We start from the raw sequence: 16,623 nt of genomic DNA on the forward strand, positions 1-16,623 counted from the left end.
CCCGCGCCGGCATGGGCGAAGCGGCAGCGCAGCTCTTCCACGTCTCGAAGTCCTACGTCGCCGGCAGCTACGCGCTGCGCGACGTCACCCTCGAGTTCGCGCGCGGCGAGTTCGTGTTCCTGACCGGGCCGAGCGGCGCCGGCAAGACCTCGCTGCTGCGCCTGGTGTTCGCAGAGGAGCGCCCCAGCGAAGGGCAGATCGTCGTCCTCGGGCGCAACGCTTCACGCTTGTCGCCGCGTTCGGTGCCCGCCCTGCGGCGCCGCATCGGCGTGGTCTTCCAGGACTTCAAGCTGCTGTCCCGGCGCACGGTCGAAGAGAACGTCGCGGTGGCGCTCGATGTCGTGGGCGTCCCGCGTCGCGCGGCCCGAGCGCGCGTGTTCTCGGTGTTGAAACAGGTAGGGCTGCATCACCGCCGCTATCAGAACCCGCTGTCGCTCTCGGGTGGCGAGCAGCAGCGCGTGGCGATCGCGCGCGCGCTGGTCAACGAGCCCGACATCCTGCTCGCAGACGAGCCCACGGGAAACCTCGACCCCGATCTGACCCTCGAGATCATGGACCTGATCGCGAGCACCGCGACGCGCGGGACCGCCGTGATCGTGGCCACCCACGACCACAGCGTGTTGCAGCGCTATCGCAAGCGCACGATTCGCCTCGAGGGTGGCAAGATCGTCGACGACCGCCCCGCGGCCGGGATCTCACCGTGATCGCCCCTCTGGGCCGCGCCGTCTATTTCCTGCGCACTGCGCTGCGCGGGTTGGCGGCGACGCCGGGGACGGCGGTCACGGCGACGCTCACGATCGCCGTGGCGCTGCTCCTGATCGGTGTGTTCGCGCTGCTCCTGCTCAACATGCAGCGACTGGTGACGGACTTCGGCGAAGCGCTGCAGGTCACTGCCTTTCTCGAGCCCGGGCTCGAGGCGAAGGAGCGAGATGCGTTGTTGGCGAAGGCGAACGCGCTCGACGGTGTCGAGCGTGCGCGGCTCGTCACCGAGGACGAAGCGCTCGAGCGCTTTCGCAGCGGGGTCGGGCGCGGCTTCGATCTGCTCGAGGGACTGGAGTCGAATCCGCTTCCCGCGTCCCTCGAGCTGACGCTCGCGTCGGAGCTGCGCTCGGCGGCGGGCATGGAGCAGATCGCCGAGACGGTGCGTGGCTGGCCCGGGGTCTCCGAGTTAGGGAACAGCGGCGCCTGGGTCGAGGGCTATGTGCGCGCGATCGGCCTGGTGCGTGGCGTCGCGATCGGGCTCGGAGGCATCCTGGCCCTGGCCACGCTCTTGATCGTCGCCAACACGATCCGCCTGGCCGTGGTCTCGCGGCGCAATGAGCTCGAGATCCTGGCGCTGGTGGGTGCGTCACGTGGCTTCGTGAACACCCCGTTCCTGATCGAGGGCGCGTTGCAGGGTCTGTGCGGCGGATTGCTCGCATGGGCCACGCTGTACGGCCTGTTCCGCCTGGTGCTGCCGAGCTTCGAGTTCGGGCTCGCGCTGCTGCTGGGAGGCGAGTCGCCCCGCTTCTTCGAGGGCAGCGAGGCGGCGGGGCTCTGGGCCGGCGGCATGTTGCTCGGGCTGATCGGTTCCTCGCTGGCCGTGACCGCCGAGGGTCGACGGTGAAGCGCGCCACCCGCGCCATGGGGGTGGGACTGGCCGTCCTGGTGGTGGCGACTTCACTCGGCGCCGAGACTGATCTCGAGCGGCTGCGCGGTGCGATCGACGCGAGTCGCGACCGCGTCGCGGCGTTCGAAAGCGAGGAGCGCGGTCTGCTCGAAGCGATCGAGGCGATCGACGAGAGCGCGGAGCTGCTGCGCGTGGAGGCGCGCCGCGCGAAGCAACAGGCGCAGGACATGCAGGAGGCGCTCGGCGCGGCAGAGTCCAACGCGGCGGACGTGCTGGCGCGGCTGGCGAAGCTCGAGGCGTCGCTCTCGTCGCGCGCCGTGGCGCTCTACCGCGCGGGCGAGCTCGGTGCGGTCCGCATGCTGTTCGGGTCGAGGGATCTCGAGCAGTTCTTCAGCCGCGTGCAGACCCTGCGCTTCCTGGTCGAACACGACAGCGCGCTGATCGCGGCGCACCGCGAGGAATCGCGCGCCCTGCTCGAAGCCCGGCGCCGCGTGGCCGAAGCGAGTGAAGACGCACGGCTCGCCGAAGAGACGCTGGCCGAGCGCACCGCGGCATTGGCGACCGAGCGTGAGCGCAAACGCGAACTCGCGCGTCAGCTGTCGCGCAATCGGGCGCTCGAGCGTTCTGCACTCGGCGAACTCGAGGTCGCCGCGCGCGCGCTCGAGGAGACCGTCTCCGCGTGGGGGGAGCGCACCCAGGCCGCAGTGCCGGTCGTCGACGGGCCGGCCTTCACGAGCCTGGCGGGGAAGCTCCCCGACCCGGTCCGAGGCAAGCTGGCCGGGCGCTTCGGCAAAGTGGTGGACCGGGCGTCGCGAACCGCGACCTTTCGCAAGGGTGTGCGCTGGAGCGCCGCGCGTGGCACGCCGGTGCACGCAGTGGCCGCCGGACGCGTCCGTTTCGCCGGGCGCTTTCGCGGCTATGGGAACGTCGTGATCCTCGACCACGGGGAGGACCACTTCACCGTCTCGGCGCATCTGGACGAGGTGGCGGTCGGCCTGGGCGAGAACGTCGCGGCCCGGGAGCGGATCGGCGCGGTAGGAGACAGCGGGTCTCTGGACGGGACCCAGCTCTATTTCGAGGTACGCCGCGGGGCCGAGGCGCTGGACCCGGCCAGCTGGCTGCGCGCGCTCGGCGGGCGCCGGGCCAAGCGGTAGACTGGGTCCCAGCGTCAAGGCGCCGGCCTGGCAGACCGAAGACATCACAAAAGGTCGCCGTTTCGTCGCCTTGGCCGAGGTGTTTGCACCCAGCGCGAAGCGCGCGTGACCGTCCGCACGACCGGGAGATCCAGAACGCCCATGCAACCCCAGCGCCTCCGGTTCCTCTTGACCTTCCTCGCCGGAGTGATCGCGTCCGCAGGCGGGCTCACCGTCGTCGCGGGTTTCACGAACGTGGCCGCCGCCACCCGCTACGACGATCTCGGGCTCTTCACGAACGTCTTGAACCTGGTGCGACGCAACTACGTCGAGCCGGTCGACGAGAGCTCGCTCCTGCGCGGCGCAGTGCGGGGCATGCTCGCCGAGCTCGACCCCCACTCCTCTTTCCTCGACACCGAGGCCTACCGCGAGATGCAGGTGGATACGCGCGGCGAGTTCCACGGCCTCGGCATCGAGATCAGCAAGCGCCGCGACGGCTTCATCGAGGTGGTCGCGCCGATCGAGGGAACGCCGGCTTTCAACGCGGGCATCCGTGCCCGCGACAACATCGTCGCGATCTGCCCGACCGAAGTCCCGGACGACTGGACCGAGGACTGCCGCAGCAGCAAGACGATGACCCTCTTCGAGGCGGTGCAGCTGATGCGCGGGAAGCGCGGTACGGAGATCACGATCGAGATCTTCCGCGACGGCTTCGAAGAGCCGAAGCCCTTCAAGATCCGCCGCGACGTCGTCAAGATCCAGTCGGTCTCCGGGCGGATGGTCGAGCCCGGCTACGCCTACGTGCGGATCCGCGCCTTCCAGGAGACGACGATCGACGATCTCGAAGACGTCATCGAGCGGCTCCGAGAAGAGGAAGAGGGGAAGCCCTTCGACGGGCTGGTCCTCGACATGCGCGACAACCCGGGCGGGTTGCTCGATCAGGCCGTGAAGGTCTCGAACGTCTGGCTCGAGGACGGTCTCGTCGTCTACACGAAGGGCCGCGTCGACAACCAGCGTCAGGACTACCGCGCCCAGGCCGAGGGCACCGAGCCCGACTACCCGATCACCGTCCTCGTGAACGACGGTACGGCGAGCGCTTCCGAGATCGTCGCGGGCGCGCTGCAGGACCAGCACCGCGCGCTGGTGCTCGGCGAGAAGACCTTCGGCAAGGGCTCCGTGCAGACCGTCTACCCGCTCGACCGGGGCGCCGGCCTGCGCCTGACGACGGCCCTCTACTACACGCCGAGCGGCCGATCGATCCAGGAAGTGGGGATCACCCCCGACATCGCGGTCAATCCCGAGGCGCCCGAAGCCGCCAGCGACGGCGGGCGGCGGATTCGCGAGAGCGATCTCGAAGGGCACATTCGCCACAACGAGACCGACGATCCGGACGAGTCCGAGAACAGCGCCGAGGCAGACGGCCCGGCGCCGCTCGGGACCGACGGAGACATCCAGCTCTCGCGCGCTGTCGAGGTCTTGAAGAGCTGGGCGTACTTCGAGCGCTTGCGCGGCGCACCGTCGCAGCTCCAGGCCACCGCGCCGGAATCCGACACCGCGGTCGAGTAGCCGTGACCCAGAGCGCTGCGGCGCCGCGGGTCTACCCCGTCGGGGCAGTGGTCGCCGGCGTGCGCCGACTGCTCGAGGAGCGGGTCGGACGACTCTGGGTGGTCGGTGAAGTGAGCAACTTCCGGCGCCCCGGGTCCGGGCACTGCTACTTCACGCTGAAGGACGGAGACGGCCAGCTGCGCGCCGCCCTGTTCCGAAGCCAGGCCGCCCGCCTCGCCTTCGAGCCCGAAGACGGCATGGAGGTGCTCGCCTACGGCGACCTCACGGTCTACGAGGCGCGCGGGGAGATGCAGCTCGTCGTCCGTCAACTGGAACCGCGCGGCGTCGGCGCACTCCAGCTCGCCTTCGAACAGCTGAAGGCGAAGCTCTCGGCGGAGGGGCTCTTCGACGCCGATCGGAAGCGCGAACTTCCGGCGCTGCCGCGACGGGTCGGGGTAGTCACGTCGTCGAGCGGCGCCGCCTTGCGCGATGTCCTCGAGGTCTCGCGCCGTCGCTTCCCGAGCCTCCCGCTGCGTCTGGCGACCTGTCGGGTTCAAGGCGTGGGCGCCGAGACCGAGGTGGCCGGGGCCTTGAACGCGCTGGCCCGCGACGGTGACTGCGACGCGATCCTGCTGGTGCGCGGGGGAGGCTCGCTGGAAGACCTGCAGCCCTTCAACACCGAGACCCTGGCGCGGGCGATCGCGGACTGCGCGGTGCCCGTCGTCAGTGGCGTCGGACACGAGACCGATCTCACGATCGCCGACTGGGTGAGCGATGCGCGGGCGCCCACACCGTCGGCCGCCGCCGAACTCGCGATTCCCGACCGCCGCTCACTCGCGGCCCAGGTGGCGCGTCAACGTCAGCGACTCGGGATGGCGCTTCGCTCGGAGCTCGCCCACGCCGAGTCCCGCTGGCAGACGCTGGCGCGCGCGCTCCAGGCCCAGGCACCACACCAGCGTGTGTCTTCCGGACGCGAGCGTTGGTCCACCCTCGCGCGAGATCTCCAGCGCGCCCTCGACGCGCACGTCGAACGGGCGCGTGCCGCGCTCGGTGAGGGCGCCGCCCGGCTCGAGGCGCTCTCGCCTCTGGCGGTGCTCGGACGTGGCTACGGGCTCGTCCGCCGCGAGTCGGACGCGGGCATCGTGCGGAGCGCGGCCGATGCGCCGCCCGGCGAACGTCTCGACGTCCGGGTGGCTCGCGCGCGCCTCGTCGCGCGAGTCGAGTCGAGCCGGGATGATCCCGGAAGCCCTACGGAAGAGCCGTAGCTCCGAACGACACGCAAAAGCGCTTTGAAAACAAAGAGTTCGTCGCTCTTCGCGTTTGCGGCGCCGACGCCGCGCAGCTAGCTTCGGCAAGTGAGCAACCCCCACGACGCGGGCACCGCCCCGGACGGCGCGGGTGCCCCCGACGACCTCAGCGAGTTGGAATTCGAGGGGGCCCTCGACTCCCTCGAGAACGTCGTCGATCGTCTCGAAGCGGGTGAGCTGAGTCTCGAGGAGGCGCTCGCGACCTACGAGCGTGGTGTCGCCCTGTCGCGCCGCTGCGAAGCGCTCTTGTCCCGTGCAGAGCGTCGCATCGACGAACTGGTCACCAGCGCCGAGGGCAGCGAGCTGCGTCCCTTCGACGCCGAAGAGGAAGAAGACGAAACCGCATGAACGCGCCCCGCTATCTCGAAGCGTGCCAGCCCCTGGTCGAAGCGGCCCTGGACGCGGCCTTGCCGCCCGAGGGGGAGCCGCCGGCTCGGCTCCACGCCGCGATGCGGCACCTCGTGTTCCCGGGTGGAAAGCGCCTGCGGCCTGCACTGGCGTTGGCGGCTGCCGAAGCGGTCGGCGGCAAGCGCGAGGCGGCATTGCCGGCGGCGGTGGCCGTGGAGCTCGTCCACGTCTACTCCTTGATTCACGACGACCTGCCGTGCATGGACGACGACGTCGAGCGGCGCGGTCGCCCGACGGTGCACGTGGCGTTCGACGAGGCGACCGCGGTCCTGGCCGGCGATGCGCTCTTGACGCGCGCCTTCGGCGTACTGGTCGAAGACGCTGGCGACGACGACTTCGCGCGGCGGCTCGATGCGGTGCGCACACTCTCGGACGCGGCCGGTGCCGCCGGGTTGGTCGGCGGACAGGTCGACGACCTCGCGGGCGACGCAAAGGACACGGCCTCGGTCGAGAGCGTGCACGCGCGAAAGTCGGCGGCCCTGATCGCGGCTTCGATCACCTGCGGTGCGCGGCTGGCCGGCGCCGACGGCACGCGACTCGCCACCCTGCACGAGGCGGGTCTGGCGGCCGGTATCGCCTTCCAGATTGCGGATGACTTGCTGGATGCCGAGGACGAAGAGGACTGCTCGCTGGTCCCCGTGCTCGGCGCGGATGGGGCCCGCGCCCGTGCGACCGAGCTGTTGGCGAATGCACTCGACCCGCTAGACCGGATGGGGGAACCCGCCGAGCCGCTGCGGGGTCTGCTTCGTTACGCCGTGGAGAGAGAGATTTGAGCGAACGCTTCCTCGATGCGATTCGAACCCCCGCCGACCTCCGGGAGCTCGGCCCCGAGCAGGCAGCCCAGGTGGCCGAAGAGATCCGATCCGAGATCATCGACACGATCTCGCGCACCGGCGGTCACCTCGCTTCGAGCCTGGGCAGCGTCGACCTGATCACGGCGCTCCACTACGTGTTCGAGACGCCGCGCGACCGACTCGTCCTCGACGTCGGACACCAGGGCTACGCGCACAAGCTCCTGACAGGGCGTCGTGACGAGTTCGAGACCCTCGGCCAGGAGGGCGGCATCGCGAAGTTCCTGCGCCGCTCCGAATCCGAGTTCGACCACTTCGGTGCCGGACACGCGGGTACGTCGATCTCCGCGGCGCTCGGAATGGCCCAGGCGATGCACCAGCAGGGCCGCGATGGCTGCGCAATCGCGCTGATCGGCGACGGATCCATGACCGCGGGCATGGCCTTCGAGGCGCTCAACCACGCCGGCGATCTGCCGCGCAAGAACCTCGTCGTCGTCCTCAACGACAACGAGATGTCCATCTCGCCGAACGTGGGTGCCTTGTCCTCGTTTCTGTCGACGAAGATGTCCGCACCCACGGTGCGACGCGTGAAGGGCTGGGCGAAGGACTTCCTGCGGTCGCTGCCGGCGGATGCGCTCCACTGGGCCCAGAAGACCGAGGAATCACTGAAGGTCTTCTTCTCGCCGGGCCTGCTCTTCGAGGCCCTCGGGTTCCGCTACGTGGGGCCTGTTCAGGGCCATCGGATGGAAGTGCTGATCGAGACCTTCGAGAACGTGAAGCAGATGCTCGCGGCCGGAGATGGTCCGGTGCTGGTCCACGCGGCGACCACGAAGGGGCACGGCTACGAGCCCGCCGAACAGGATCCCTTCCGCTACCACGGCGTGGGGAAGTTCGAGGTTTCGACCGGCGCGTTCCCTCCGGGCAAGCCCGGGCCGCCGAAATACCAGGACGTCTTCGCGGACACCTTGATCCGCCTCGCCGAGGAAGACGAGCGCATCGTCGGCATCACTGCCGCAATGGCCGACGGCACCGGACTCGATCGCTTCCAGAAGGTCTTCCCCGAGCGCTTCTTCGACGTCGGCATCGCCGAGCAGCACGCCGTCACCTTCGCGGCCGGTCTGGCGAGCGAGGGGATGAAGCCGGTCCCGGCGATCTACTCGACGTTCCTGCAGCGGGCCTACGACCAGGTCGTGCACGACGTCTGTCTCCAGAACCTGGACGTCACCTTCGCCCTCGATCGAGCCGGCATCGTCGGAGCCGATGGCGCCACCCATCAGGGGCTCTTCGACTTCGCCTACCTGCGCACGCTGCCCAACATCGTCGTCATGGCACCGAAGGACGAGAACGAGCTGCAGCGCATGGTGCGCACGGCGGTCGAACACCCCGGCCCGGCGGCCGTGCGTTTCCCGCGCGGGTCGGGCCAGGGCGTTCCCCTGGACCCGGATCCGAAGTCGCTGCCGATCGGCGAAGCGGAGTTGCTGCGCGATGGCGATGACGTCGCGCTCCTGGCGATCGGCTCGATGGTGGCGCCGGCCATCGCTGCTGCCGAGTCGCTGGCCGAAGAGGGCATCTCCGCGGCAGTCCTGAACGCACGCTTCGTGAAGCCTCTGGATGCGACGCGGATCCAGGCGCTCGCGCGGCGCTGCGGCGCGCTGGTCGCCGCAGAGGAGCACAGCGGGATGGGCGGTTTCGCGAGCGCCGTGCTGGAGGCCCTTGCCGACGGCGGCGTCCAGGTGCCCTTGCGCCGTGTGGCGGTCCCCGATCAGCTGATCGAGCACGGCGATCCCGGTCGGCTGAAAGGCCAGCTCGGACTCGACGCGAAGGGCATCGCCGACGCGGCCCGCGCGGCCCTCGCGGATCGCGCGTCCTGAGCACCCGCGCGGGAGCGCGCGGACGCCGAGGTGACTTGCGCCTCGACGAGCGGCTCTGCGAAGAGGGCCTCGCGGAATCCCGCAATCAGGCCCAGGCCTTGATTCGCGCCGGCCAGGTGTTGGTCGACGATGTGCCTTCCGACAAGCCGGGGACGCGCGTTCCGGCGGCCGCCGCGGTGCGGCTGCGCAAGGGCGCGCGTCGTATTTTTGTGTCACGCGGCGGGGAGAAGCTGGCGGGCGCCCTCGACGCGCTCGGCGTCGACCCGAGCGGGCGCGCCTGCCTCGACGTCGGCGCCTCGACCGGTGGCTTCACCGATTGCCTGTTGCAACGCGGCGCTCGCTCGGTCGTGGCGGTCGACGTCGGCTATGGCCAGCTGCATCCGCGTCTGCGAGAGGATGCGCGCGTTCACGTGCGCGAGAAGACCAACGCGCGAAGCCTGACGCCCGAGCTGCTTCCCGAACCCGTGTCGCTGGTGGTGGTGGACGTGTCCTTCATCTCGGCCCGGCTGCTGGTCCCCGCGCTCGCTGCCTGTGCACCCGAGGCGGCCTGGCTCCTGATGGTCAAACCCCAGTTCGAGGTAGGGAAGGAGCGGGTCGGTGCGGGCGGGGTGGTCCGTGACGACGCGCTGCGCGCCGAGGCCGCTGATGCCGTGGTGGCAGCCGCGGCCGAGGCCGGGTGGCGGGAGCAGGGCCGCGCCGACAGCGTCCTGGCGGGCCCCAAGGGGAACCGCGAGATCTTCGTCCACTTCGACCCCCCGGGTGTCGATGAGGGGAAGACGGGTAGGGAGGACGGCTCGGCGGCTTGACGGCCGGGGTCTCGACCCTATGTTCTCGTGGAATTCGGACTCAGGAGTACAGTATGCCGTTGATCGAGGTCACCGAGCCCGCCGCCGAGCGGATTCGCGAGCTGCTCGACAAAGAGGGCAAGGCCGAGAGCCACGGCCTGCGCATGAAGGTGGTCGGCGGGGGCTGCTCTGGGCTCCGCTACGAGCTGGCCTTCGACGACGACATCCGCGACATCGATACGACCATCGAAGTCTGCGGCGTCCGCCTGATCCTCGACGAGAAGAGCGCGCTCTACCTGGCCGGGACCACCCTCGACTTCGTCGACACGCTGCAGGAGTCCGGCTTCAAGATGGAGAACCCGAACGCGTCGTCGACCTGCGGCTGCGGGGAATCCTTCAGCGCCTGACGCCGCGCACCTCTAGGGACCCGGTGCCCCGGAAGCGTGGAGCCGCCGCGGACCGAGGACCCGATGAAGCGTCCGATCTATCTCGATCATCACGCGACGACCCCGGTCGACCCGCGCGTGGTCGAGGCCATGGCGCCGTACTGGACCGAGGATTTCGGGAATCCGTCCAGCAGTACCCATGCCTATGGCTGGCGCGCCGAGGCGGCCGTCGAAGTAGCCCGCGAGACCCTGGCCGAGGCCATTGGGGCTGCCGATCCGAGCGAGATCGTCTTCACCAGCGGCACCACGGAGAGCGACAACCTCGCGCTCGCCGGGCGCGTGCGGCGCGTGGCGAACGCACACCTCGTCACCACGGCGATCGAGCATCCCGCCGTCCTCGACACGGCGCGGGCATTGGCGAGCGAGGGAGCCCACCTCGTCGAGTTGCCCGTCGACGGCGCGGGACGGGTCGATCCGTCGCGCGTTGCCGACGCCCTGACCCCCGAGACCCAGCTGGTTTCGGTCGGGGCCGCCAACAGCGAGATCGGGACGATCCAGCCCCTCGCCGAGATCGCGGCCGTCTGTCGCGACGCGGGCGTTCCGTTTCACAGCGACGCGGCCCAGGCGGTCGGCAAGGTGCCCCTCGACGTCGGGGCCGCCGGGATCGACCTGCTGAGCTTCTGCGCGCACAAGGTGTATGGGCCGAAGGGAATCGGTGCTCTCTACCTTCGCGGGGCGGGCCGCAACCCGCGCCTGGCCCCGCAGCTCCATGGGGGAGGCCACGAGCGGGGCCTCCGGTCGGGGACCCTCCCCGTTCCTCTGATCGTGGGCTTCGCCGAGGCGGTCCGGATCGCGGTCGCCGAACTCGCGACCGAGGTCGAGCGCCTCGCTGGGCTGCGCGAGCGTCTCTGGGCGTTGCTGCGCGAGAAGCTCCCTGGAGTCCAGCGGAACGGCAGCGATGCCCACCGGCTGCCCGGCAATCTCCACGTCTCCTTCCCCGGCGTCGATGCGGGGATGCTGCTCGGTGCCCTCCACGACGTCGCGCTCTCGGCCGGGTCGGCCTGCGCGTCGGCGCGAGGGGAGCCCAGCCACGTCCTGCAGGCGATCGGGCTCTCCGCGGAGGCGCTGCGCGGAGCACTTCGCTTCGGGATCGGCCGTGGAAATACGGCCGACGACATCGATCGCGCCGCGGAGCGGGTCATCGAAGAGGCCGAGCGGGCCCGGGTACCGGGTGGCGGCGCGCGCCAGGTCGCCCGAGGCGGCTGAGCGGTCGCTTGGCGCTACTCTCCTCGTCCGGATCGGACGGCGGCGCCGAAGCGCGGCCCCTCATCGGGCACGCCCCTTTCCGACGGGTCCCGCAGCCTTCCAACCCGAGACACCCAGGACCGCGAGACATCCCGGATCGCGAGACACCCCGGACCGATTCTCATCCCAGCTTGGGCCCGTTCCATCCTGATTCACCGCTTCGAGAGGGAGACCCCCGCGTGACTGAGCAGAAAGCCACCAACATCACCTGGCACCAGACCCAAGTGGCGCGATCCGACCGTGAGCAGTCGCTCGGGCAGCGCGGGTGCACCATCTGGCTCACTGGGCTTTCCGGGTCCGGCAAGTCCACCGTGGCCGTGGCGGCCGAGAAGGCGCTCGCCGATCGCGGGCGCCACGCCTACGTCCTGGACGGCGACAACATCCGCCACGGACTGAACAAGAACCTCGGATTCTCTCCCGAGGACCGCACCGAGAACATCCGCCGGATCGGCGAGGTGTCGAAGCTCTTCACCGATGCCGGGATGATCGTGATGTCGTCGTTCATCTCGCCCTACCGCGCCGATCGCGACCAGGTCCGCGGGATCATGGAGCCGGGCGACTTCGTCGAGGTCCACGTCGATGCCACGGTCGAGACCTGCGAGGGCCGCGACGTGAAGGGCCTCTACAAGAAGGCGCGGGCCGGCGAGATCCCCGAGTTCACCGGAATTTCGGCGCCCTACGAGGCTCCCGAGAAGCCCGAGCTGGTGCTCGACACGAACGTCCAGTCCGTCGAGGAGAGCGTCTCCGCGCTGATCTCCTATCTCGAGGAGAAGGGGTACCTGAGCCGTCCCTAGCACGACTCACCACGCAGGCCTCCTCTCGGGGGCCCGGGTGGACGATGGAGACGACGAGGACTTTTCGATTGGTGATCGCGAATCCCCACACCCCGATGCTCCGCGCCGCGCTGGCGGTCGGCGGCCTGCTGGCCGCCCTGGGCACGGGGTGCGCATCATTCGCACCGGCCGTCGAGGGCCCGGGGCGCGAGGTACGCCCCGGTGCACCGCCGGAATACGACGTGCTGGTGTTCCACCACCACCTGTCGGAAGGGCGGATGCCCGAGGCGTTGGCCGCCCTCGAGCGCGCCGTGGCCAAGGACGACGAGTCCGCCTACCTGCACCGCCTGCTCGGCGAGCTCCTCGCCCGCAACAACGAACTCGACCGCGCCGTCGAGCACGCCCAGCAGGCGTACGAGCTCGCGCCCGAGGACCCGGACGTCACCGGCTTCCTCGCCCAGCTCTACCGGATCCAGAAGAACCGTTCCGGTGCCGAGGCCCTGCTCCTCGACGAGGAAGGTGCGCCGATCAACGCGGATGCCGCGTTCTCGCTGTACCAGCTCTACCTCGAACAGGAAGACTTCGAGGCCGCACTGGCGATCGGTCAGTGGATGGCCGACGACGACCCCGGTGAGCTCCGCGGTTGGCTCGCAGTGGCGAACGCGCATCAGCGCATGGGTCGTCCGAAGGAGGCCGAGGCGGCGCTCCGGCGTTCCTTGGACGTCGCGCCGAGCAACCTGCGCGTGTACGGATTGTTGGCCCGCTCGATGCGCGAGCGCGGCGACCCGGAAGGGGCGATCGCCGTCTACCGGGAGATGCTCGCCCAGGAGCCCGACGACCACGGCACGCTCGTGGCACTTGCGGAAGCCCAGATGGGCGACGACGACCTCGAAGGCGCGATCGAGACCTTCGAGCGCATCGAGGCGAGCTACCCCAACGACCTGCAGTCGGTGACCCGACTCGGGTTCCTCTACTACGAGGCACGCCGCACCGAGGACGCGATCGAGCGCTTCGGTCGCGTCCTCGAGCGCTCGCCCCGTCAGCACGAGGTCGCCTTCTTCTACGGGGTTGCCCAGCGGCAGGTCGGCAACGAGAAGGCGGCCGAGCCCGCACTGGCCGGCATTCCGGCACACCACGAGTACTACGCCCAGGCCCGCACCCAGCTCGCGGCGATCCACGAACGTCACGGTCGCTACGGGGAAGCCCTGGTCGAGATCGAGCGGGCGCTCGAGGCCGAGCCGAGCCGCCAACTCGAGCTCTACAGCGCCACGCTGCGCTCGAAGACCGGCGACTTCGAAGGCGCGGTCGCCTATCTCGAGAACCTGCTGCGCGACTCGCCCGACGACGACGAGCTGCTCTACAACCTCGGCGTCGTCTACGAGGAAGGTGACCGCACCGAGGAAGCGATCGAGTTCATGGAGCGCGCGCTCCAGATCAACCCCGAGAACGCAGACGCGCTGAACTTCATCGGCTACGTGTGGGCCGAGCGCGGCGAAAACCTCGAGCAGGCCGAGGAGTACATCGTGCGGGCCCTCGAAGTGAGTCCGGACAACGGGTTCATCGTCGACAGTCTGGGTTGGGTCTACTACATGCGCGCGCGTCCGTTGATCGAGTCGGGCAAAGTCGTGGCGGGACGGAGATGGTTGAAGCGCGCGCTTTCGGAACTCGAGCGCGCGAACGAACTCACTGGCGGTGACCCGGTGATTTCCGAGCATCTAGGCGATGCCTATCTCCTCCTGGACCAGCGCCGCCGCGCCCTCGACAAGTTCGAGGAGGCCGCGCTGATGGGCCCGCGCCCCGACGAGCAACCGCACCTGCACGAGAAGCTGGAAACCCTGCGACGCGAGTTCGAATAGGCGTGCGCGCACGGGCGCTCGGGGGGGCTCTGTTGGTCTTGGCGATGGGATGCGCGTCCCTCACGCCACGTGTCCCCCTGTCGCCGGATGACCCGCGGCCTGCATCGCTTCTCGAGAGCTGGAAGTCGCGGGCCGCCGAGCGCGACGCCCTGCAGGCGCTCGCGCGCTTCGCGGTCGACGCGCCCGGGTCGGGCATCGGCGGCGAAGATCTCGCCCTCCGCATCAAGCAGCGCGTCTGGTTGGCGCGTCCCGCCAGTCTCCGGGTCGAAGTGCTCGGCTTCCTCGGAACGACCCTGGCCGTGTTGACGACCGACGGTGAGGAGTACGCGCTGCTCCAGGCCGAAGATCGGCGCTTCGATTCCGGCCCCGTCTACGACGGACTCCTGTGGGACGCGGCTCGCCTCGACCTCACGCCCGAAGAGGCCGTCGAGGTGATGCTCGGCGCGCCCCAGCCCGACGCCGATCTCGTGCGCGGCCGTGCGTTCGCCGAGGACGATCGGGTTGCGATCGAATTGCTCGACGCGGACGGTGCCGTGCGCCGGGTGGTCGTGTTCGGGGCCGACGGCCTGCTCGTGCGACTAGAAGAGCGCGGTCGCGATGGCGCGCGCCCGTGGCGCGCTCACTTCGACGACTACATCGAGGTCGCGGGCGTGCCGTTCGCACGCGATGTCTCTCTCGAGAGTGCCTCCGACGCTCGGGTCGTGGTGCGTCTCAGCGACGTGCAGCTCAACCCGCGCCTCGAACCCGAACTCTTCCAGCTGGCGCCGCCGTCCGAATCCGACGCGCGCGCCGTCCCACCAGAAGGGAACCGGGGATGAGCCGAGGGCGCTTCGGGGGGAGGGCGCTCGGCTGGGGATGCCTGTTCGGCGTCACGCTGGCGTTCGTGGCGTGCACGAACAACCCGTACCCGGACTCGGACGACGGCGTGAAGGTCCGCTATATCGCGTTGCGCGGGCCGCCCAAGACGCTGGATCCCGCCATCAGCTACAACGCGGCGGATCACCAGATTCTCGCCAACGTCTACGAGTCGCTCCTCGAGTATCACTTTCTGAAGCGGCCCTATGAGCTGATCCCTGGCCTGGCCGAGAACGTGCCGCAGGCCCGGACCCTGGACGACGGTCGGGTCTCGTATCGCTTCCGGTTGCGGCGCGGCATGCGCTTCCAGGACGATGTGTGTTTCGAGCGCAACGGCGCCGGGAAGCGCCATCGTGAGATCCTCGCGTCGGACGTGGCCTTCCAGATCATGCGGATCGCGGATCCCGAAGTGATCAGCCCGGTGAAGGCGACCTTCGCGAAGATCGACGGCTTCGACGAGTTCTCGAAGCGACTCGAGGCGCTGCGCGAATCGGACCCGGAGTTCGCCGGGCGCCGGATCGACGAACAGTACGAGGCGGCGGGCGGGGTGGACGGCCTCGTCCTCCGGGGCCCCTATGTCCTCGACGTCGTCCTGACCAAGCCCTACCCGCAGATGATCTTCTGGTTCGCCATGCACTTCACGGCGCCTGTGCCGTGGGAAGCGGTGGACTACTACGACGGCGAGGAGGGGCGCCCGTTCTTCAAGGAGCATCCGGTCTCCACCGGCCCGTTCCAGCTCACGCGCTACGACAAGCACAACCGCGTGGTGCTCGAGCGAAACCCCAACTGGTACGGAGCGCAACATCCTGAATGGCGCGCGCCCGGGACGATCTACCCCTTCGATGGCGAGCCCGGGGACGAAGAGCGGGGGTTGCTCGCGAAGGCCTACCAGGGGCAGCCGCTGCCCTTCCTGGACCGGATCGAGTTCCGGATGGAGAAGGAGGACATCCCGGCCTTCAACAAGTTTCTGCAGGGCTACTACGATGCGTCGGGCATCATCCAGGAGAGCTTCGACCAGGCCGTGCAGGAAGGCGATCTTTCGCCCGCGATGGAAGCGCGGGGCATGCAGCTCGCGAAGAGCGTCCAGCCCGACATCTTCTACCTCGGCTTCAATATGTCCGACCCGGTGGTGGGCGCCGCGGCGGGGGACGCGGGAAGGAAGCTCCGCCAGGCGATGAGCCTCGTGATCGATACCCGCGAGTTCACGCGCGTGTTCGTGAACGGACGCGGCGTGCCAGCGCAGTCGCCGATCCCGCCGGGGATCTTCGGGTACGACCCGGACTACGTGAACCCGTATCGCCAGGTCGACGTCGAGCGGGCGAAGGAACTCCTCGCCGAGGCGGGCTATCCGGGAGGCATCGACTCCGAGACCGACAGGCCCTTGCGCTTGACCTTCGACGTCGGCGACGCGTCGACGCGCGGACGCCTGCGCTTCCAGTTCTTCGTCGAGGCGTGGCGTCGCCTCGGTATCGACGTCGAACTCGCGGCCACCAACTACAACCGATTCCAGGAAAAGGTGCGCGACGGCGCCTATCAGATCTTCTCCTGGGGTTGGATCGCCGACTATCCCGACTCCGAGAACTTCTTGTTCCTCTTGTGGGGACCGAACTCGAGCACGGCGAACCCGGGTGCGCCGAACTCGGCCAACTTCGCCCACCCGCGCTTCGACCGCCTCTTCGTCGAAATGCGCGACATGCCCAACGGCCCCGAGCGCATGGCGAAGATCCGCGAGATGCGCGCGATCCTCGAGCGGGAGCGGCCTTGGATCGAGCTCTACCATCGCGAGGCCTATGCCCTGTTCCACGGGTGGCTCTCGAACGTGAAGCCGGCGGGGATCAGTCTGCCCGCATCGAAGTACATGGACCTCGACCCGCGCTCGCGCGCCGAGCTGCGGCGCGGCTGGAACGCCCCGATTCGCTGGCCGGCCTGGGCGCTCGGGATCGGTGTCGTTGCGGTCGCCGTCCCGGGAATCATCACCTTCTTCCGGGAGCGGCAGTAG

Annotated in this window: 15 protein-coding genes; all 15 read left to right on the forward strand. The window is 69.4% G+C overall.

Annotated features, from left to right (window positions below):
- The first annotated feature begins 11 nt into the window (after positions 1 to 11).
- The 15 genes from ftsE to AAF430_19995 all read left to right on the forward strand — a co-directional run bounded on the left by ftsE (position 12) and on the right by AAF430_19995 (position 16,623).
- Positions 12 to 704 (forward strand): cell division ATP-binding protein FtsE, encoded by a 693-nt coding sequence (ftsE, locus tag AAF430_19925; GenBank protein ID MEM7412509.1) that lies wholly within the window; start codon positions 12 to 14, stop codon positions 702 to 704.
- The gene (locus AAF430_19930; GenBank protein ID MEM7412510.1) at positions 701 to 1,606 is read left to right on the forward strand and encodes a permease-like cell division protein FtsX; all 906 of its coding nucleotides are present in this window, start codon (positions 701 to 703) and stop codon (positions 1,604 to 1,606) included. Before ftsE ends, AAF430_19930 begins: the two co-directional genes overlap by 4 nt.
- Positions 1,603 to 2,763 carry a peptidoglycan DD-metalloendopeptidase family protein gene (locus AAF430_19935; GenBank protein ID MEM7412511.1) on the forward strand — a complete coding sequence of 387 codons (1,161 nt, stop codon included), beginning with the start codon at positions 1,603 to 1,605 and terminating at the stop codon, positions 2,761 to 2,763. The genes AAF430_19930 and AAF430_19935 overlap by 4 nt, the downstream gene beginning before the upstream one ends.
- 141 nt (positions 2,764 to 2,904) lie before the next feature.
- Positions 2,905 to 4,308 (forward strand): S41 family peptidase, encoded by a 1,404-nt coding sequence (locus AAF430_19940; GenBank protein MEM7412512.1) that lies wholly within the window; start codon positions 2,905 to 2,907, stop codon positions 4,306 to 4,308.
- 2 nt (positions 4,309 to 4,310) lie between these two features.
- Entirely contained in the window at positions 4,311 to 5,552 is a 1,242-nt protein-coding gene (gene xseA / locus AAF430_19945) for an exodeoxyribonuclease VII large subunit (protein ID MEM7412513.1), read from the forward strand.
- Between the two features lie 90 nt (positions 5,553 to 5,642).
- A complete protein-coding gene (locus AAF430_19950) occupies positions 5,643 to 5,942 on the forward strand; it encodes an exodeoxyribonuclease VII small subunit (GenBank protein MEM7412514.1) in 300 nt (99 codons plus the stop codon).
- Entirely contained in the window at positions 5,939 to 6,775 is an 837-nt protein-coding gene (locus AAF430_19955; GenBank protein ID MEM7412515.1) for a polyprenyl synthetase family protein, read from the forward strand. The genes AAF430_19950 and AAF430_19955 overlap by 4 nt, the downstream gene beginning before the upstream one ends.
- Positions 6,772 to 8,664 carry a 1-deoxy-D-xylulose-5-phosphate synthase gene (gene dxs / locus AAF430_19960; protein ID MEM7412516.1) on the forward strand — a complete coding sequence of 631 codons (1,893 nt, stop codon included), beginning with the start codon at positions 6,772 to 6,774 and terminating at the stop codon, positions 8,662 to 8,664. The genes AAF430_19955 and dxs overlap by 4 nt, the downstream gene beginning before the upstream one ends.
- Positions 8,665 to 8,699: 35 nt before the next feature.
- Positions 8,700 to 9,470 carry a TlyA family RNA methyltransferase gene (locus AAF430_19965; protein ID MEM7412517.1) on the forward strand — a complete coding sequence of 257 codons (771 nt, stop codon included), beginning with the start codon at positions 8,700 to 8,702 and terminating at the stop codon, positions 9,468 to 9,470.
- Between the two features lie 53 nt (positions 9,471 to 9,523).
- Entirely contained in the window at positions 9,524 to 9,856 is a 333-nt protein-coding gene (locus AAF430_19970) for an iron-sulfur cluster assembly accessory protein (GenBank protein MEM7412518.1), read from the forward strand.
- 63 nt (positions 9,857 to 9,919) lie between these two features.
- Positions 9,920 to 11,101 (forward strand): cysteine desulfurase family protein, encoded by a 1,182-nt coding sequence (locus AAF430_19975; protein ID MEM7412519.1) that lies wholly within the window; start codon positions 9,920 to 9,922, stop codon positions 11,099 to 11,101.
- A 218-nt stretch (positions 11,102 to 11,319) separates the two neighbouring features.
- The gene (cysC, locus tag AAF430_19980; GenBank protein MEM7412520.1) at positions 11,320 to 11,934 is read left to right on the forward strand and encodes an adenylyl-sulfate kinase; all 615 of its coding nucleotides are present in this window, start codon (positions 11,320 to 11,322) and stop codon (positions 11,932 to 11,934) included.
- Positions 11,935 to 12,005: 71 nt separating this feature from the next.
- The gene (locus AAF430_19985) at positions 12,006 to 13,769 is read left to right on the forward strand and encodes a tetratricopeptide repeat protein (GenBank protein MEM7412521.1); all 1,764 of its coding nucleotides are present in this window, start codon (positions 12,006 to 12,008) and stop codon (positions 13,767 to 13,769) included.
- A gap of 44 nt (positions 13,770 to 13,813) precedes the next feature.
- Positions 13,814 to 14,587, forward strand: coding sequence for a hypothetical protein (locus tag AAF430_19990; protein ID MEM7412522.1), 774 nt, complete (start codon positions 13,814 to 13,816; stop codon positions 14,585 to 14,587).
- Entirely contained in the window at positions 14,584 to 16,623 is a 2,040-nt protein-coding gene (locus AAF430_19995; GenBank protein ID MEM7412523.1) for an ABC transporter substrate-binding protein, read from the forward strand. The genes AAF430_19990 and AAF430_19995 overlap by 4 nt, the downstream gene beginning before the upstream one ends.

The organism is Myxococcota bacterium, assembly GCA_039030075.1.
Classification (GTDB): domain Bacteria; phylum Myxococcota_A; class UBA9160; order UBA9160; family SMWR01; genus JAHEJV01.